Annotated in this window: 16 protein-coding genes and 1 tRNA gene; 9 read left to right on the forward strand and 8 right to left on the reverse strand. The window is 67.6% G+C overall.

Annotated elements, in window-relative coordinates:
- Positions 1 to 66: 66 nt before the first annotated feature.
- Together tig and PAM7066_RS02260 are read right to left on the reverse strand one after the other, a co-directional pair.
- Complete coding sequence (gene tig, locus PAM7066_RS02255) at positions 67 to 1,404, reverse strand: trigger factor (protein ID WP_085852485.1); 1,338 nt, start codon at positions 1,402 to 1,404, stop codon at positions 67 to 69.
- Between the two features lie 127 nt (positions 1,405 to 1,531).
- Positions 1,532 to 1,619, reverse strand: a tRNA-Leu gene (locus PAM7066_RS02260).
- A 131-nt stretch (positions 1,620 to 1,750) separates the two neighbouring features.
- Here PAM7066_RS02260 and PAM7066_RS02265 point away from each other — a divergent pair.
- A complete protein-coding gene (locus PAM7066_RS02265) occupies positions 1,751 to 2,212 on the forward strand; it encodes a Hint domain-containing protein (RefSeq protein WP_085852486.1) in 462 nt (153 codons plus the stop codon).
- Here the strand turns inward: PAM7066_RS02265 and PAM7066_RS02270 are convergent.
- On the reverse strand, positions 2,204 to 3,337 hold the full coding sequence (locus PAM7066_RS02270) for an anhydro-N-acetylmuramic acid kinase (RefSeq protein WP_090928623.1): 1,134 nt from the start codon (positions 3,335 to 3,337) through the stop codon (positions 2,204 to 2,206). The two genes, PAM7066_RS02265 and PAM7066_RS02270, sit on opposite strands and share 9 nt — an antisense overlap.
- Before the next feature lie 61 nt (positions 3,338 to 3,398).
- Between PAM7066_RS02270 and tyrS the strand changes: the two genes are divergently transcribed.
- The 5 genes from tyrS (at position 3,399) to lexA (ending at position 7,854) form a co-directional block, all read left to right on the forward strand.
- Entirely contained in the window at positions 3,399 to 4,646 is a 1,248-nt protein-coding gene (gene tyrS / locus PAM7066_RS02275) for a tyrosine--tRNA ligase (RefSeq protein ID WP_085852488.1), read from the forward strand.
- On the forward strand, positions 4,647 to 5,447 hold the full coding sequence (gene trpC, locus PAM7066_RS02280) for an indole-3-glycerol phosphate synthase TrpC (RefSeq protein WP_085852489.1): 801 nt from the start codon (positions 4,647 to 4,649) through the stop codon (positions 5,445 to 5,447).
- Positions 5,444 to 5,923 carry a cyclic pyranopterin monophosphate synthase MoaC gene (moaC, locus tag PAM7066_RS02285; protein WP_090928626.1) on the forward strand — a complete coding sequence of 160 codons (480 nt, stop codon included), beginning with the start codon at positions 5,444 to 5,446 and terminating at the stop codon, positions 5,921 to 5,923. The genes trpC and moaC overlap by 4 nt, the downstream gene beginning before the upstream one ends.
- Complete coding sequence (locus PAM7066_RS02290; protein ID WP_085852491.1) at positions 5,920 to 7,092, forward strand: molybdopterin molybdotransferase MoeA; 1,173 nt, start codon at positions 5,920 to 5,922, stop codon at positions 7,090 to 7,092. The genes moaC and PAM7066_RS02290 overlap by 4 nt, the downstream gene beginning before the upstream one ends.
- A gap of 66 nt (positions 7,093 to 7,158) precedes the next feature.
- Positions 7,159 to 7,854, forward strand: coding sequence for a transcriptional repressor LexA (lexA, locus tag PAM7066_RS02295; protein ID WP_085852492.1), 696 nt, complete (start codon positions 7,159 to 7,161; stop codon positions 7,852 to 7,854).
- Here lexA and PAM7066_RS02300 read toward each other — a convergent pair.
- Positions 7,848 to 9,914, reverse strand: coding sequence for a ComEC/Rec2 family competence protein (locus PAM7066_RS02300; RefSeq protein WP_245749559.1), 2,067 nt, complete (start codon positions 9,912 to 9,914; stop codon positions 7,848 to 7,850). The genes lexA and PAM7066_RS02300 overlap by 7 nt on opposite strands.
- Positions 9,915 to 9,978: 64 nt before the next feature.
- Here PAM7066_RS02300 and gltX point away from each other — a divergent pair, with 64 nt between their 5' ends.
- Both gltX and gltA read left to right on the forward strand, forming a co-directional pair.
- Positions 9,979 to 11,412 carry a glutamate--tRNA ligase gene (gltX, locus tag PAM7066_RS02305; protein ID WP_085852494.1) on the forward strand — a complete coding sequence of 478 codons (1,434 nt, stop codon included), beginning with the start codon at positions 9,979 to 9,981 and terminating at the stop codon, positions 11,410 to 11,412.
- A gap of 51 nt (positions 11,413 to 11,463) precedes the next feature.
- Positions 11,464 to 12,759 (forward strand): citrate synthase, encoded by a 1,296-nt coding sequence (gltA, locus tag PAM7066_RS02310; RefSeq protein ID WP_085852495.1) that lies wholly within the window; start codon positions 11,464 to 11,466, stop codon positions 12,757 to 12,759.
- Between the two features lie 71 nt (positions 12,760 to 12,830).
- Here the strand turns inward: gltA and PAM7066_RS02315 are convergent, their stop codons facing one another.
- Positions 12,831 to 13,931, reverse strand: coding sequence for an alkene reductase (locus PAM7066_RS02315; protein WP_085852496.1), 1,101 nt, complete (start codon positions 13,929 to 13,931; stop codon positions 12,831 to 12,833).
- 109 nt (positions 13,932 to 14,040) lie between these two features.
- On the opposite strand from PAM7066_RS02315, the gene PAM7066_RS02320 reads away from it, so the two are divergent.
- On the forward strand, positions 14,041 to 14,817 hold the full coding sequence (locus PAM7066_RS02320) for a transglutaminase-like domain-containing protein (protein WP_085852497.1): 777 nt from the start codon (positions 14,041 to 14,043) through the stop codon (positions 14,815 to 14,817).
- Here PAM7066_RS02320 and PAM7066_RS02325 read toward each other — a convergent pair.
- The 3 genes from PAM7066_RS02325 to PAM7066_RS02335 all read right to left on the reverse strand — a co-directional run bounded on the left by PAM7066_RS02325 (position 14,814) and on the right by PAM7066_RS02335 (position 18,082).
- Positions 14,814 to 15,590, reverse strand: coding sequence for an enoyl-CoA hydratase-related protein (locus PAM7066_RS02325; RefSeq protein WP_085852498.1), 777 nt, complete (start codon positions 15,588 to 15,590; stop codon positions 14,814 to 14,816). The genes PAM7066_RS02320 and PAM7066_RS02325 overlap by 4 nt on opposite strands.
- A 69-nt stretch (positions 15,591 to 15,659) precedes the next feature.
- Positions 15,660 to 16,109 (reverse strand): cytochrome c-type biogenesis protein, encoded by a 450-nt coding sequence (locus PAM7066_RS02330; protein WP_085852499.1) that lies wholly within the window; start codon positions 16,107 to 16,109, stop codon positions 15,660 to 15,662.
- Entirely contained in the window at positions 16,106 to 18,082 is a 1,977-nt protein-coding gene (locus PAM7066_RS02335) for a heme lyase CcmF/NrfE family subunit (protein WP_085852500.1), read from the reverse strand. The genes PAM7066_RS02330 and PAM7066_RS02335 overlap by 4 nt, the downstream gene beginning before the upstream one ends.
- Positions 18,083 to 18,143: the final 61 nt, after the last annotated feature.

The raw sequence follows: 18,143 nt of genomic DNA on the forward strand, positions 1-18,143 counted from the left end.
CCTCCTCCGACGGCCCCGCCCAATGCCCGACCTCGGTCGGGCGATCGACTCGATTCGAGGCGCAGTTTACGCCGCGTCGTCCTCTTCTTCCAGAGCTTCGATCGCCTTTTGCAGCTCGTCCTTCGTGACTTCCGTCTCGGTCACGTTGGCCTGTTCGAAGATGAAGTCGACGACCTTGTCCTCGAACAGCGGCGCCTGGATCTGCTGGCGCATCTGCGCGTTCTGCTGAACGAACTCGAAGAACTGACGCTCCTGCCCCGGGTATTGCCGCGCCTGGTTCATGACCGCCTGAGTCATCTCGGCATCGGTCACCTGGATCTCGTTCTGGCGGCCCATTTCGGCCAGCAGAAGGCCAAGGCGCACGCGGCGCTCGGCCAGCTTCTTGTGCTCGTCGGTGGGTTCGATCTTCTCGTGATCGTGGCCCTGCACGTCGGGGTTCTCTTCGTGCCACAGCTGGTGCGCGATCTGGCTGGCCTCGGCCTCCACCAGGGCGGGCGGAAGTTCGAAACTGACCTTCTCGTCGAGAATGTCGAGCAGCCGGCGCTTCATGATCTGGCGGGCGGCCTGATCGTACTCGGCGACGAGACGCTCGCGGATCTGACCCTTCAGCCCCTCGAGATCCTCGGCGCCGTAATTCTTGGCCAGCGCGTCGTCGATCTCGGCCTTCTGCGGGGCCTTCACTTCCTTGACCTTGGTCGCGAAGACCGCGTCCTTCCCGGCAAGGTGGCTGGCCTGGTAGTCCTCGGGGAACGAGACGGTCACGTCCTTCTCGTCGCCCGCCGACACGCCCGTCAGCTGCTCTTCGAAGCCCGGAATGAAGCTGTTCGAGCCCAGGACCAGCGGATAATCCTCGGCCGAACCGCCCTGGAATTCCTCGCCGTCGATCGAGCCCTTGAAGTCGATGACGACCTGATCGCCCTCTTCGGCCGCGCCGTCCTTCGTTTCGAAGTTCTGCGCGTTCTCGGCCAACGAGGTCAGCGCCTCGTCGACGGCGCTGTCGTCCGGGACGACCTTCAGCTTCTCGATCTCGATCGACTTGGCGTCGAGCTCGGGGATCTCGGGCAGCTTCTCGTAATTCAGCTCGACCTCGACGTCGTCGCCCTTCTTCCATGCCTCGTTGGTCATCTTGACCTCGGGCTGCATGGCGGGACGGTCGCCCGTCTCCTCGAAGTGCTTCGACATGGCGCCGTCGACGGCTTCCTGCATCGATTCGCCCAGCAGACGCTCGCCGAACTGCTTGCGCAGCAGCGCCAGCGGCACCTTGCCCTTGCGGAAGCCCTTCATCTCGACGTCGGGTTGGGCCTCGGTCAGCTTTTCATTGACCTTGGCGTCAAGCTCGTCAGCGGTCACGGTGATCCGGTAGCCGCGCTTCAGCCCTTCTTTGACGGTCTCTGTGACCTGCATGTTCGCCCTCTCGTGATTTCCCGGCACCCGTACCCGGGCGCGTGATTTCGGCGTCTCATAAGGTGCTGGCGCGCACACTGCAAGGCGCCGGCTTGAACGCGTCGCAACGAGGGGCACTCGTGAGGGGTGGTGCGGGCGGCGGGACTTGAACCCGCACTTTCGTTAAGAAAACAGGAACCTAAATCCTGCGTGTCTGCCAATTCCACCACGCCCGCGTGGTCCGTGGGCCGTTTATCGCGGCCCGCTTCGCGATGCGAGCCGAAAATCATCGGCAATCAACGCGGCCGGTAACCCGATCTTCACGAATTGCGCCGCGAATAGGCGTAAGGGACAGGGAGGGACCGTGATGACCAGGATCGCCGCCGACAGGACCGTGAAGACGCAGACCGGCCTTGCCGCCGGCATCCGCGTGATGACGCTCGAGGGGCCGCTGCCGGTCGAGTTCCTGCAACCCGGCGACCGCATCGTCACGCGCCAGGGGGTTCGCGACCTGCTCGCCATCCGCGTCAGCGTGCGGCAAAAGGCGCGCGCGGTCACCATCCGCGCCTCGGCCCTCGGCCACCACCGCCCGGAGGCCGACATCACCGTGGCCGCCGATCACGGCATCCTCGTGCGCGACTGGCGGGCCCGGGCGCTTTACGACGCCGACCAAGCGACCGTTCCCGCAGCGAACCTTGTCGACGGCGCTCACATCACGCTGCGGACGGTGGCCGAGCTGCGCAGCTTCGACCTCATCTTCGACGAACCGCAGGTCGTCTATGCCGAGGGCACCGAGGTCGCCATGACCACGGCGATGGTCTCAGCCTGACGCGCCACTGACCAACGCCACCGCGTCCCCGGGTTCCGAGACGACCCCGCCGCCGACCGCCGCCCGAACGCCTGTCGTCCCCGGGCAGCTGGTGGGCCATCCGCGCGAGACCCGGACCGCCAGGTAGGCGAAGGCCTGCGCCTCGAGCATGTCTCCGTTCAGGCCAACATCCTCGACCGGCGCGACCTCGAGGCGGCTTCCCGCGCGGATCATCTCCATCATCACGGGGTTGAGGCGCCCGCCCCCCGTCACAAGCAGCCGCGCCGGGCGCTTCGGAAGATGCTCGAGGCCCCGCACGACAGAAGCTGCCGCGGCAGCCGTAAGGGTCGCCGCAGCATCCGCATCAGACAACTCGGCCACGGCGGCACCGAGCCACGCGAACTCGTCCCGATCCAGCGATTTCGGCGGCATCTTCGCGAAATATCCATCCGCCGCCATCCGATCCAGCACCGCCCCGTCGGGCGCTCCCCGGGCGGCCAGCGCTCCGTCCGCGTCGAACCCCGCACCTGTCCGGTCGCGCATCAGGTCGTTCAGCGGAGCGTTCGCCGGCCCGGTGTCGAAGGCAAGGCACGCGCCCGGATCCGACGGCACCTCGATTGCCGGGTTCACGTAGCTGATGTTGCCCACGCCGCCCAGGTTCAGCACCGCCGCGGGCTCCGTCTCGCCCACGTAGCGCATCGCTGCATGGTGGAAGAACGGCGCCAGCGGCGCGCCCTGCCCGCCCATCTCGACATCGCCCGAGCGGAAATCCCACACCACCGGCAGGTCGAGCATGTGGGCCAGCATCCGCCCGTCCCCGATCTGGCAGGTGCCGCGCCCCGCCGGATCATGCGCCGTCGTCTGGCCGTGGAAGCCAACGACCGCCGCGCCCGTGATCTGGCCCAGAAGCTCGGCATGGGCCGATTCGACGACGGCCGAGGCCTCGCCCAGCCCCTCCCACCGGCCCATGGCGGCGCGAAGGACGTCGCGTTCCTCATCGGAATAGGCGCGGTAGGCGGTCTCGCCGAATGCGAAGATCTGCGCCCCGTCGGTCAGCACCATCGCCGCGTCCACCCCGTCGAGCGACGTTCCCGACATCGTCCCCAGGGACCAGACCGGCCCCTCGCGCAGCGCGTCCTTCAACATGGCTTTCCTCTGGTCCCACCGCCCGCTATAGCGATCTCGCCCGAAAATGAACGAAGGCGCCATGACCTACCAGCCGAAATCCGACTTCCTGCACGTGATGCACGAGCGTGGCTTCGTGGCCGGATGCACCGACCTCCAAGGCCTCGATGAAAAGCTGCTGAACGGGACGGTGCCCTCCTATATCGGCTATGACGCGACCGCGAAATCGCTGCATGTCGGGCATCTCTTGAACATCATGATGCTGCGCTGGCTGCAGAAGACCGGCCACAAGCCGATCACGCTGATGGGCGGCGGCACGACCAAGGTCGGCGATCCGTCGTTCCGCGCGGACGAGCGTCCGCTGCTGGATGATGCGGCGATCCAGGTGAATATCGACGGGATGCAGGGCGTCTTTGCCAAGTATCTCGACTACGGCGACGGCGTGCAGGACGCGCTGATGCTGAACAATGCCGAGTGGCTCGAGGGGCTGAATTACCTCGAATTCCTGCGCGACATCGGCCGCCATTTCAGCGTCAACCGAATGCTGAGCTTCGAGAGCGTGAAGTCCCGGCTCGACCGCGAGCAAAGCCTCAGCTTCCTCGAATTCAACTACATGATCCTGCAGGCCTACGATTTCCTCGAGTTGAACCGTCGCTACGGCTGCATGTTGCAGATGGGCGGGTCGGACCAATGGGGCAACATCGTCAACGGCATCGACCTGACCCGCCGCGTCGCCGAGACCGAGATCTACGGGCTCACGACCCCGCTGCTGACCACCAGCGACGGTCGCAAGATGGGCAAGAGCCAGGGCGGAGCCATCTGGCTGAACGCCGACATGCTGTCGCCCTACGAGTTCTGGCAGTTCTGGCGCAACACGACGGATGCCGATGTGGGCCGCTTCGCGAAGCTCTACACCGAGCTTCCAGTGGACGAATGCGAGCGTCTTGGCGCCCTCGAGGGGTCCGAGATCAACGAGGCCAAGGTGATCCTCGCCAACGAGGTGACGACCCTCTGCCACGGGCGCGAGGCGGCCGAGGCGGCTCACGCAACCGCGCGCGAGGTGTTCGAGAAGGGCGGCGTGGGCGACGACCTGCCCACCCTCGCCCTGCCCCGGGCCGAGATCGCGGACGGCATATCGATCGTGCAGTTGATCGTGCGCTCGGGGCTGGCGAAATCCGGCAAGGAGGCGAAACGCCTGATCACCGAAGGCGGCGCCCGGATGGACGATTCCACACTGACCGATCCGGGCCTGATGGTCACGGCCGACGCGCTGCCGGTGAAGCTGTCGGCGGGTCGCAAGCGACACGCCCTCGTGACGCTGGAGGGCTGAATGGAAACCGTTCTCGACCGCATCAAGGCCTACAAGCTGGAAGAAGTCGCGGCCCGCAAGTCCGCGCATTCGCTCTCCGAGATCGAGGCCGACGCCCGCGCCGCCGACCCCGTCCGCGGCTTCGGCGCGGCGCTGACCGAGAAGGCCGCGACCGGCTACGGCCTGATCGCCGAGGTCAAGAAGGCGAGCCCGTCCAAGGGCCTGATCCGCGCCGATTTCGACCCGGCCTCCATCGCGAAGGCCTACGAGGATGGCGGCGCGGCGTGCCTGTCTGTCCTGACCGACGCGCCCTCGTTCCAGGGCCACGAGGACTTCCTTATCGCCGCAAGAACGGCCTGCAACCTGCCGGTCTTGCGCAAGGATTTCATCTACGACCCGTGGCAGGTCGCCGAAGCTCGGGCCATCGGCGCCGACTGCATCCTTGTCATCATGGCCAGCGTCGAGGACGCCCAGGCGGCCGAACTCGAGGGTGCCGCCACCGATTGGGGCATGGATGTCCTGGTCGAGGTGCACGATGCGGCCGAGCTGGAACGGGCGCACCGGCTGCGCTCGCCGCTCATCGGCATCAACAACCGCGACCTGCGCACGTTCGAGATGACGCTGGAGACCACTGACCGCCTCGCCGCGCGGGTTGAACCCGGGCGTCACGTGATCAGCGAATCCGGGCTCTTCGCGCCCAAGGATCTCGCCCATATCGCCCAGGGCGGCGTGCGGCGCTTCCTGATCGGCGAGAGCCTGATGCGGCAGGACGACGTCGCCGCCGCGACCCGCGCGATCCTCGCCGATCCGGTCCCGGCCTGATGGCGCTGACCCATTTCGACGCCGAGGGCAACGCCCACATGGTCGACGTCTCGGACAAGGCCTCGACCGCGCGCGAGGCGCAGGCGACGGGCTGGGTGAAGATGTCCGCCGAAACCCTTGAGATGATTACAGAAGGTCGCGCCAAGAAAGGCGATGTCGCTGGCGTCGCGCGGCTGGCGGGGATCATGGGGGCCAAGCGGACCTCGGATCTGATCCCGCTCTGCCACCCGCTGCCGATCACGAAGGTGGCCGTGGACATCGCCCCGGACGCCGACCTGCCGGGCCTGATCGTGACCGCCACCGTCAAGACCGCCGGCCAGACCGGCGTCGAGATGGAGGCGCTGACCGCTGTCTCGACCGCCTGCCTGACGATCTACGACATGGTGAAGGCGGCGCAGAAGGACATGGAGATCGGCGGCATCCGCCTGCTTTTCAAAGAGGGCGGCAAGTCGGGGCGCTACGAGGCCGCGCCGTGATTCCCGTCGCCGAGGCGCTCTCTCGCGTCTTCGACCTCGTCCGACCGCTCGGCGCCGAACATGTGCCGCTGCGTGTTGCCGCCGGGCGCGTCCTGGCCGAACCCGTCATCGCGAAATTCGGCCAGCCGCCCTTCCCGGCCTCGTCCATGGACGGCTACGCGGTGCCGACCGACGATCCCGCCCCCGGAGACCGCTTCGACGTCATCGGCGAAAGCGCCGCAGGGCACGGCTTTGCCGGGCGCCTCTCTGCAGGTCAGGCCGTTCGCATCTTCACCGGCGCACCGGTGCCCGAAGGCGGCGCGCGGGTCGTGATCCAGGAGGACGTCACGCGCGATGGCGAGCAGATCGTCCTGCGCGAAGACCTTGATCCGCGACACTATATTCGCCCTGCCGGTGCCGATTTTGCCGCAGGCACCCCCTTTGCACCCCGCCGCCCCCTGCGCCCGGCGGACATCGCGCTGATCGCCGCAATGGGTCACGGCGAGGTCGCCCTCCGCCGCCGCCCCGAGATCGGGCTGATCGCCACCGGCGACGAACTGGTGATGCCGGGCGAGACGCCGGGCCCAGACCAGATCGTGGCGTCGAACACGTTCGGCCTCGCCGCGATGATCGAAGCGGCGGGCGGGATCGCGCGGATGCTGCCGATCGCATGCGACACCGAGGCGTCGCTGGAGGCCGTGCTCGACCTCGCGGCCGGGGCGGACCTGATCGTGACGGTCGGCGGCGCCTCGGTCGGGGACCACGACCTCGTGGCGAAGGTGGCCGAGGCTCGCGGGATGGAGCGCGCCTTCTACAAGGTAGCCATGCGGCCGGGCAAGCCGCTGATGGCCGGGCGGATCGGCGGCATCCCCATGATCGGGCTGCCCGGAAACCCTGTCTCGGCAATGGTTTGCGGGATGATCTTCGTGCTTCCCATGATGCGCGTGATGCTGGGCCTTCCGGCCGAGCCCGCCCCTCGTCGCTCCGTCCGGCTTGCAATCGACATGCCCGCGAACGGTCCACGCGAGCACTACATGCGCGCGCGTCTCGATGCCGACGGCGTCACGCCGTTCGATAGCCAGGACAGTGCACGGCTGGGCATCCTCTCGGCCGCGGATGCGCTGATCGTTCGCCCGCCCCACGACCCGGCGCGTAATAAAGGCGAGCCAGTCGACATCGTCGAACTGTGACAAAAGTTGACACGAAGCGGGAACGCGGCTAGAACATAGCGGAAACGAGTAGCCGGAGACCGTTCGATGCTGACCCGCAAGCAACTGGAATTGCTGTCCTTCATCAACAAGCGGATGCAGCGCGACGGGGTGCCGCCCTCTTTCGACGAGATGAAGGAGGCATTGGACCTCCGCTCGAAGTCCGGGATTCACCGCCTGATCACCGCGCTGGAAGAGCGTGGCTTCATCCGCCGCCTTGCCCACCGGGCCCGCGCGATCGAGATCGTGAAGCTGCCCGAAAGCCTCGACCCGCGGGGCGGCGGCTTCAGCCCGCGCGTGATCGAGGGCGATCGCCCCGACGCACCGCCACCGCCGAACGCGATGCGGGTCGAGGTCGACGCGGTCGAACTTCCGGTGATGGGCCGGATCGCCGCCGGCGTCCCGATCGAGGCGATTTCCGAGGTCAGCCACAACGTCGCCGTGCCCAGCCAGATGTTGTCGGGCAAGGGCGAGCACTACGCTCTCGAAGTCCGCGGCGATTCGATGATCGACGCCGGGATCAACGACGGCGATGTGGTGGTGATTCGCGAAACCACTACTGCCGAGACCGGCGATATCGTGGTCGCCGTGGTCGAGGGTTACGAGGCCACGCTGAAGCGGTTCCGCCGGCAGGGCTCATCCATCGCCCTCGAAGCAGCGAACCCCGCCTACGAGACCCGCGTGTTCCGCGACGACCAGGTCAAGGTGCAGGGCAAGCTGGTCGGGCTGCTGCGCACCTACTGAGACTGGGCCAGAAGCCTCGGCTGGGGCTCGGGCGCGTCGTCCTGCGGCGCGAGCGGCCCCGTCCACATCCTGCGCCCAGACGTGTCGGCCTCACGTATCACCGTGAGGCCGTCTTTCGTCTCGATGATCGCCACTGACCCGCTACGCGCCAGACGCGACGTGTCGAACAGCGTGCAGTCGGCCGGCCCGGGCAGTTCGGCCGTGGTGACGACGATGCGCCCCGGCCGGCAGGCAGCGGCGGCCCGGGCGGCGTTGTCCCGCCCGTAGACATGGTGAACCTCCACCCCGGCAAGCACGGCCACGTCGTCGGTCCAGCCCGGCCGTTCGGCTGCGGTGGGTTGGTCGACCGTGTCGCCGTCGTTCTCCAGCCAGACCTGCGCCGCGAACCCGGCGCCCCGGGGCTTCGACAGCGAGCGGCCTTCGGGCGTCATGATCCCGGCCAGCGTCCCGGTCGGGTCGATCAGCAGCGCCGGACGCGTGGCCGTCACCCAGAGCGCGAGGCTGAGGGCCAGCGGCGGGACGCAGACCCATCTCATGCGCCCGCGCATCACCACCAGAAGAAGCGCGCCGACGGCGAAAGCCGGCAGCGCCCAAGGATGTGGCGAGGGCAGCGCGAAGGCCGCGCCCGGCCAGGTCCCCACCCGCATCGCGACGCCCAGGATCCAGTCGATCCCCGGCGCCATGAGGTAAAGCCCCAGCGCCTCGAGGCCGAAGGGCGCCAACGCGGCGGCCAGCACCGCGGCCGGCATGACCAGCGCCCCCATGACCGGCACGCTGATGAGGTTCGCGAGCAGCCCATATTGCGAGACCTGGTTGAAATGCGCCGCGCCGAATGGCGCCGTGGCGGCCCCCGCGACGAAGGACGAGATCAGAAGCGAAGCGATGAAGCCCGCCGGCCCCTTTCGCGGCAGCCAAGTCTTGCCGCGCAGTGCGGCGAAGCCGGCGACAAGGGCCGTCGTCGCGGCGAAGGACATCTGGAAGCCGGGCTCGGCCATCGCCTCGGGACGGAGGCACAGGATCAGGATCGCCGCGATGGCCACGGAACGCAACGTCACGGCGCGCCGTCCCAGCATCACCGCGCCCAGCATCACCGCCGCCATCAGGAACGCCCGCTGCGTCGCAACCGTGTTACCCGACAGCGCGAGGTACGCCGCACCCGCCAGCAGCGCGCCGGCCGCGGCCATGGATTTCGCTGGCCACGCAAGGCCGGTGCGCGGCGACAGGACCAGCGCGATCCGCAGGGCGGTGAAGACCACGCCCGTCATCAGCCCCATGTGCAGGCCCGAGATCGCCAGGAGATGCGCCAGGTTCGACGCCCTCAGCGCCGCCATCACCTCGGGGTCGATCCCGCTTCGGTCGCCGGTGGTGATCGCTGCGGCGAAGGTGCCGGTCTGGCCCGGCAGCACCTCGCGCACCCGTTCGCCGACCGCCGCACGCACCCGCTGGATTGGCAGGGCGCCGGTCGGCGGCTTGAGCAGCAGCGCCGGCGTGCGGGCATAGCCGACGCCGCCCAGCTGGTCGAAGAAGGCCATGCGCCGGAAGTCGAAGCCGCCCGGCTCGACCGGGCCTTCGGGGGCCGACAGATGCGCGGTCACGATCACCGTCTGGCCCGGCACCGGGTCCAGCCAGTGCTGGTCGCCGTGGAGGGACACGCGCACCCGCGCCGGCGTCTCGTCCGGGTTCATCCGTTCGAGAACCACCTGGTCCAGCGTAAGGCGCGGCTTGTCCGAGGCCGAGCGATCGACCGCCACGATCCGCCCCTGTACGGCGCCGTAATAGCGCCACTCCATCACCGGGGCGGCGATGGTGGCGGTGCGCAACCCGCTCAGCCCGAAGCCCGCGCCGATCAGCAGGACGGCCATCACTATCGGCGACCGCCAGCCCCGCACGAGCATCACGGCCCCGACGGAAAACAACCCGCCCAGCCCGATCCAGACGGGCCGCGACGGCTCGGTCGGAAGGCCGAAATACAGCGCGATCCCGAGGCCGAGGCAAAGCGGAACCCACAGGAACAGCGCCCCGCGCTGCGCCTCGAGCATGTCCCACACGGCCTGCCGCACTTGTCCTCCGAGAACCCAAAGACTACACCGGCGGCATTGATCCCACAGTCTCGGTTAAGCCCATATGAACGACGCCCCGATCGTGACGCGCATCGCGCCATCGCCCACCGGTTTCATGCATGTGGGCACCGCGCGCACGGCACTGTTCAACTGGCTTTACGCCCGCGGGCGCGGCGGCAAGTTCCTGCTGCGGGTCGAGGATACCGACCGCGCGCGCTCGACTCCCGAGGCGACCGAGGCGATCCTGAAGGGCCTGCGGTGGCTCGGCCTCGACTGGGATGGCGACGCGGTCAGCCAGGCAGACCGGGCCGAGCGTCATGCCGAGGTCGCCCGCGCGATGGTCGAGAGCGGCGCCGCCTACAGGTGCTTCGCAACCCAGGACGAGATCGAGACCTTCCGCGAGACCGCGAAGGCCGAGGGCCGCTCGACCCTCTACCGCTCGCCCTGGCGCGACAGCGCACCCGGTGAGCATCCCGACGCGCCCTACGTGATCCGCGTGAAGGCCCCGCTGGAAGGCGAAACGGTGATCGCCGACGCGGTGCAGGGCGACGTGCGGTTCCGGAACGACCAGCTCGACGACATGGTGCTGCTGCGCTCGGACGGCAGCCCGACCTACATGCTGGCGGTGGTGGTGGACGATCACGACATGGGCGTCACCCACGTGATCAGGGGCGACGACCACCTGAACAACGCCGCGCGTCAGGGGCTGATCTACGACGCCATGGGCTGGCCGCGCCCGGTCTACGCCCACATCCCGCTGATCCATGGCGAGGACGGCAAGAAGCTGTCCAAGCGTCATGGGGCCACGGGGGTCGAGGAATACGCGGCCATGGGCTACCCGGCCGAGGCGATGCGCAACTACCTTGCGCGGCTGGGCTGGAGCCATGGCGACGACGAGGTCTTCACGACCGAGCAGGCGCTCGAGTGGTTCGACCTGGGCGGCATCGGCCGCTCCCCTGCCCGGCTGGATTTCAAGAAGCTCGACAACGTGTCGGGCCAGCACATCGCCATGATGGAGACGGACGCGCTGCTGACCGCCATCGCCGCATGGCGCAGCGCCGCCGGCTTGCAGGCGCTGACCGAGGACGAGCGTGAGGCGCTGTCCCGCGCGATGCCGTTGGTCAAGGACCGCGCCAAGAAGCTGCCGGATCTGATCGAGAAGGCGCATTTCGCGCTGACCACGCGACCCCTCGAGATCGAGCCGAAGGCGCTCAAGGCGCTGGATACGGTATCCCTCGGTATACTGTCGGAATTGACGCCGCAGCTGCAAAATGCTAGCTGGGATCGGGACACGCTCGAGGCCGTGGCGGGCCGGATCGCCGAGGCTCACGGCCTGGGGCTCGGCAAGGTTGCAGCCCCCCTCCGGGCGGCACTGGCAGGCCGAACCGCCACCCCGAGCGTCTTCGACATGATGGTCGTCCTGGGACGAGAGGAAACCCTCGCCCGGATCGGTGAAGCCGTGGAGACGGCATCTCGACAGGAGACTACCGAAAATTAAATCCGGGCCTGTACAGGCCTGAAACAGCCAACAGGACAGGGATTTCGCGACATGGCCGAAGATCAGAAAACCGCCAAGCTCAGCTTCGACGGGCAGGAGTTCGAGCTGCCGATTCATTCGCCCACGGCGGGACCCGACGTCATCGACATCCGCAAGCTGTACGCCCAGGCCGGCGTCTTCACCTACGACCCGGGCTTCACCTCGACCGCGTCCTGCGACTCGACCATCACCTTCATCGACGGCGAGAAGGGCGAGTTGCTGCACCGCGGCTATCCGATCGACCAGCTCGCCTCGAAATCGCACTTTCTCGAGGTCTGCTTCCTTCTGCTCTACGGGAATCTTCCGACCTCCGAGCAGCTCGAGGATTTCGAGAACCGCGTGACGAGCCACACGATGCTGCATGAACAGATGCAGTATTTCTTCCGCGGCTTCCGCCGGGACGCGCACCCGATGGCCGTCATGGTCGGCGTGGTCGGCGCGATGTCGGCCTTCTACCACGACAGCACCGACATCTCGGACCCGTGGCAGCGCGAGGTCGCCTCGATCCGCCTGATCGCCAAGATGCCGACGATCGCCGCCTGGGCCTACAAGTACTCGATCGGGCAACCCTTCGTGTATCCGCGCAACGACCTCGACTACGCGTCGAACTTCCTGCGCATGTGCTTCAGCGTCCCGGCCGAGGATTACGTGGCGAACCCGATCCTGAGCCGCGCGATGGACCGGATCTTCACGCTGCACGCCGATCACGAGCAGAACGCCTCGACCTCGACGGTGCGGCTGGCCTCGTCGAGCGGAGCCAACCCTTTTGCCTGTATCGCCGCCGGCATCGCCTGCCTCTGGGGTCCCGCGCATGGTGGCGCCAACCAGGCCTGCCTCGAGATGCTGCGCGAGATCGGCACGCCGGACCGCATCCCCGAATACATCGCCCGCGCCAAGGACAAGAACGATCCGTTCCGCCTGATGGGCTTCGGCCACCGGGTCTACAAGAACCACGACCCGCGCGCGACGGTGATGAAGCAGTCCGCGGACGAGGTGCTCGACCTCCTGGGGATCGAGAACAACCCGACCCTGCAGACCGCCAAGGAACTCGAGCGGATCGCGCTGGAGGATGACTACTTCCGCGAGAAGAAGCTGTTCCCGAACGTCGATTTCTACTCGGGCATCATCCTAGACGCGATGGGGTTCCCGCAGTCGATGTTCACGCCGATCTTCGCCGTGGCGCGCACCGTGGGCTGGATCAGCCAGTGGAAGGAGCAGATCAGCGACCCGCAGCACAAGATCGGCCGCCCGCGTCAGCTCTACCTCGGCGAGACCGCGCGCGACTACGTGGACGTCGAAAAGCGCTGAAGCGCAAACCGCCGGACGATCAAGGCCGCCCCTCGGGGCGGCCTTTTTCATGCGTCATGACTTGGAGGCGGTCAGGCCGCCCGGATCTTCTCGAGGAACGGGTAGTCCGTGTAGCCGGTCTCGTCCCCGCCATAGAACGTGTCCTGATCCTGCGGGTTCAGCGCGGCACCCTGGCGGAAACGCTCGGGCAGGTCGGGGTTGGCGATGAAGTCGCGCCCGAAGGCCACCGCGTCGGCGTGACCCTTGGCGATCACATCGGCCGCCGAGGCCGCGTCGAAGCCGCCGTTCGAGATGTAGAACCCGTCGAAATGACCGCGCAGGCGCTCGAGGATATCGCGCTGTTCCTGGGTGGTATCCGAGCCGAAGAACTCTTCGACCACGTGCAGATAGGCGAGCTGTTCGCCCGAGATCAGCTTGTAGACCTGCGTGAACAGCCCTTCGGGGTCGCTGTCGGAAATGTCGTTCGCCTGGCCCAGCGGCGACAGGCGGATGCCGACCCTGTCGCGGTCCCAGACACCGAGCACGGCGTCGATGACCCGGCGCAGGAAGCGCATCCGGTTCTCGACCGCGCCGCCGTATTCGTCGTCGCGCCGGTTGGTCTTGTCCTGCAGGAACTGGTCGATCAGGTAGCCGTTCGCGCCGTGGATCTCGACACCGTCGAACCCGGCCTCCTTGGCGTTCTGCGCGGCGACGCGGTAATCCTCGATCAGCGCGTCGATCTCGTCGATGGTGACCGCGTGGGGTTCCGAGCAATCCTCGAACCCGTTCTCGGTGAAGGTCTTGGTCTGCGCCGAAACGGCCGAGGGTGCCTGCGGGGTCTGCCCCTCGGGCAGGAGCGAGTTGTGGCTGATCCGGCCGACATGCCACAGCTGCATGTAGATGCGCCCGCCCTGGGCGTGCACGGCGTCGGTGATCTTCTTCCAGGCGGCGACATGGGAGGCGTCATGGATGCCCGGCGTGTCCTTGTAGCCCTTGCCCATGGCCGAGATCTGGGTCGCCTCGGTCAGGATCATGCCGGCGCTGGCACGCTGGGCGTAGTAGGTCTGCGCCGCCTCCCAGGGGGTGCCGTCCGCATGCGAGCGGTTCCGCGTCAGCGGCGCCATCAGCACGCGGTTCGGCAGGGCGAGCCCGCCCATGCGAACGGGCGAGAAAAGGATCGAGGTATCGGTCATGAGTGACTCCGTGGGGTGAATCTCGCAGGCTGAACCAATAGGTATGCATCGCGTTCCCCCGCAGTCCGTGTACAGATGCACAGGCGGTCTCATGCCTCGAAAGGCTCCCATGAAGCTTCGTATTTCTGCCGAACTCAAATACTCTCTCGAGGCGCCGACGGATGCGCTCGTGCAGGTCGAAGCAGCGGCGACGCTGCAGCAGACCATCGTGTCCGAGCGGCTCGACGCCGGCGAAACGACCTACCTGAGCCGCATCTCGTCAGAGGATTCGATCGGCACGCGGGTCTGGCTGTCCTGCGCCGAGTCGCTGTCGGTCCGCTACGAGTCCGAGGTCGAGATCGAGCGCCCCGCGGTCGATCTGCAAAGCCTCAACGCCGAGCCCGTCCACCGCCTGCCCCACGAGGCTGTGCGTTACCTGATGGCCTCGCGCTTCTGCCCCTCGGACGAGTTCCAGAGCTTCGTCGCCGCCGAATTCTCGCAGGTGCAGGGTGGCGCCTGCATCGCCGAGATGGCCGAGTGGATCGGCAGCCGCTTCATCTACTCGCCGGGCGCATCAGGCCCGCAGACGACCGCGCTGGATACGTTCGTGCAGCGTCGGGGCATCTGCCGCGACTTTGCGCATGTGCTGATCTCGCTCGCGCGGGCGAAGGCGATCCCCGCGCGGATGGTGTCGTGCTACGCGCCCGACGTGGACCCGCAGGATTTCCACGCGGTGGCCGAGGTCTGGCTGGATGGCGGCTGGCACTTGGTCGACCCGACCGACATGGCCAAACCGCAGGAGACGGCAGTGATCGGCGTCGGACGCGACGCCGCCGACATCGCCTTCCTGACGACCTATGGCTGGGCGACGCTGCAGAACCAGCAGGTATGGGTGAACCGGGCCTAGCGCCCTTCGTATTGCGGCGGGCGCTTCTGCAGGAAGGCCATGACGCCTTCGCGGAAGTCGTGGGTCTGGCCCATCCGCCCCTGCAGCCGCGCCTCGAGCGTGAGTTGCGTGGGCAGATCGTTGCCGAAGCTGGCGCGCAGGGCCTCCTTCACACCACGGTAGCTTTCCGTTGGCCCCTTCGCCAGATGCGCGGCGCGGGCGCGCCAGTGAGCGGCGAAGTCGGAATCTGGGACGGCCTCCCAGATCATGCCCCAGTCAGCGGCCTTCCGGGCGGTGATCGGCTCGGCGAAGAGCGCCGCACCCATGGCCTTGGCGAGTCCCATCTGGCGGGGCAGCCAGTACGTCCCGCCGGCGTCGGGGATCAGGCCGATCCGTGTGAAGGCCTGCAGGAACACCGCCGCTTCGGACGCGATGACCACGTCGGCCCCCAGCGCAAGGTTCGCCCCTGCCCCTGCCGCGGCACCGTTCACCGCGGCGATGGTCGGCACGCGGCATTCGGTGAGGGCGGCGAGCATCGGCTCATATTCCTCGCGCAGCGTCCGTTCGAGGTCGAGCGTCGCCGGGTTCCCCGCGTCGGCCAGATCCTGCCCCGAGCAGAACGCATCCCCGGCCCCGGTCAGGACGAGCACGCGCGCCTCGGCCTCGGCTTTTCCGATCGCATCGGTGATCTCGGTCCGCATCTGCGAGTTGAGCGCGTTCTTCCGGTCAGGCCGGTTCAGCGTCAGGACCGCGATGTCGTCGGCGATCTCGAAGGTGATGGCGTCGTACTGCATGGGGCCTCCCTTGGTTGCGCCGAAACTGGCGCAATTCCGGGCGCGGGGGAAGCGGAACGCCCCGTTACATCACTCCTTCAGAAGCGTATCCAGGCGCGCCTGTTCCTCGGGTGTCAGCGCGTCATCCCGGCGTTTGCCTTCCGGGCGGCGGCGAAGGGCGATCACGGCAATCCCTGCCCCGCCCAGCAGCATCGCGGGCCCGGCGAGCCACAGGATCAGGTTCGCCCCCGTTACCGTGGGGCGCAGCAGGACGTATTCGCCGTAGCGATCCACGAGGTAGGCGATCACCTCGTCATCGGTGTCGCCGGCCACCAGCCGCTCGCGCACCGCAAGCCGCAGGTCGCGGGCGAGGTCGGCGTTCGATTCGTCGATATTCTCGTTGCGGCAGACGAGGCAGCGCAGCCCTTCGGACAGTTCCCGCGCACGGGATTCCAGCACCGGATCGTCGAGCACCTCGTCGGGCTGGACGGCAAGAGCCGGCGACGCAAGCAGCGCCAGGATCAGGAGGAGCCGCCTCATTCCGCGGGCACCGCCTTGGTGCGATGCGCCTTGGCCGCGCCGGCAGCGACCCGGTGGCGCCGATCCGAAAGGGACAGACCTCCGCCGATGGCCATGATGATCGCGCCGGCCCAGATCCAGTTGGCGAAGGGCTTGATGTAGGTCCGCACGGCCCAGCCCCCGTTATTCTGCGGATCGCCGATCACGAGGTAGAGGTCGCGCAGGATGCCGTTGTCGATGGCGGCCTCGGTCGTGGGCATCCGGGCGACGGGGTAGAGGCGCTTCTCGGGGTAGAGGGTCGCGACGGGGTCGCCGTTCCGCGTGACCTCCATCCGGGCCATTGTGGTGGCGTAGTTCGGGCCCTGGCTCTCTTCGACCGAGGCGAGCGTGATCTCGTAGGGGGCGACGGTAAAGGTCTCGCCAACTTGCGCGACGCGGATATCCTCGACCTGCCACGCGGTCAGCGCGGCGACCCCGAAGATCGTGATCCCGAAGCCCGCATGGGCGACCGCCCGGCCCCAATCCGCCCGCGGCAGCTTGCCCAGTCGCCGCGCGCGCGACGAAAGATCGCCACGCCCGGCGCGGGTTTTCAGATCGACGAGCGTACCCAGCACCAGCCACGCGGCCAGCACGGCGCCGATTGGCGCGAGCATCGAGCCGCCGGTCCGCATCACCCAGACCAGCCCCCCGAGCGCGATCGACAGCGCCATGATCCCCCAGAGCTGGCCCATCACCCGCCCCATCCGCGCCCGCTTCCACGGCATCAACGTGCCGATCGGCAAGAGGAGGGCCAGCGCCACCATGAAGGGCGTGAAGGCCGCGTTGAAGAACGGGGCGCCGACCGACAGCTTCCGGTCGAACGCCATCTCGGCCACCAGCGGCCAGACCGTGCCGACGAAAACCACGAACGCCGCCACGGCAAGCAGCACGTTGTTCGCCACCAGCGCCGTTTCGCGGCTCGTGAGCGAGAAGATCCCCTTGGCCTCCAGCGCCGACGCCCGCGCCGCATAGAGCGTGAGCGCGCCGCCCATGAAGACCCCGGTGATCGCCAGGAGATAGACGCCCCGTTCGGGGTCGTTGGCAAAGGCGTGCACGCTGGTCAGCACGCCCGAGCGCACGATGAAGGCCCCGATCAGCGAGAAGCCGAAGGCCAGGATGGCCAGCAGGATCGTCCAGGATTTCAGCGCCTCGCGCTTTTCGACCACGATGGCCGAGTGCAACAGCGCGGCTGCAATGAGCCACGGCATGAAGCTGGCGTTCTCGACCGGGTCCCAGAACCAGAAGCCGCCCCAGCCAAGCTCGTAATAGGCCCACCAGCTTCCCAGCGCGATGCCGATGGTCAGGAAGACCCAAGCCACCAGCGTCCAAGGCCTGACCCAGCGGCCCCAGGCCGCATCCACCCGCCCCTCGATCAGGGCGGCGACGGCGAAGGAGAAGGCCATCGAGAGGCCCACATAGCCGAGGTAAAGGAACGGAGGATGAAAGGCCAAACCCGGATCCTGCAGCAGCGGGTTCAGGTCCTCGCCATTCAGGGGCGGCATTTCGAGCCGCCAGAACGGATTCGACGTGAAGATCAGAAAGCCCAGGAACGCGACCGAGATCGCCCCCTGAACGCCGATCACGCGGGCCCGCAGCGTCTCGGTCAGGTTGCCCCCGAACCAGGCGGCCAAGGCGGCGTAGAAGGCGAGGATCAGGCACCACAAGAGCATCGAGCCCTCGTGATTCCCCCACACGCCGGTAATCTTGTAGAGCATCGGCTTCGCGGTGTGCGAGTTCATCGTCACCAGCCGAAGCGAGAAGTCCGACGAGACGAAGCCCCAGGTGATCGCCCCGAAGGCGAAGAGCAGAAACAGGAACTGCGCCTGTGCCGCCGGCTCACCCGCGGCCATGAAGCCCCGCCAACCCTTCTGCGCGCCCACCAGTGGCAAGGCGCATTGCAGGACCGCCATGACGAAGCCGAGGATGAGGGCGAAGTGGCCGAGTTCTATGATCATGGGGGCAGGTCTATCTCAACCCGCCCCCGGACGCCAATGGCGCAGTTTGCCGCTCTGCATC

The sequence above is a fragment of the Palleronia marisminoris genome (assembly GCF_900172315.1).
Classification (GTDB): Bacteria; Pseudomonadota; Alphaproteobacteria; order Rhodobacterales; family Rhodobacteraceae; genus Palleronia; species Palleronia marisminoris.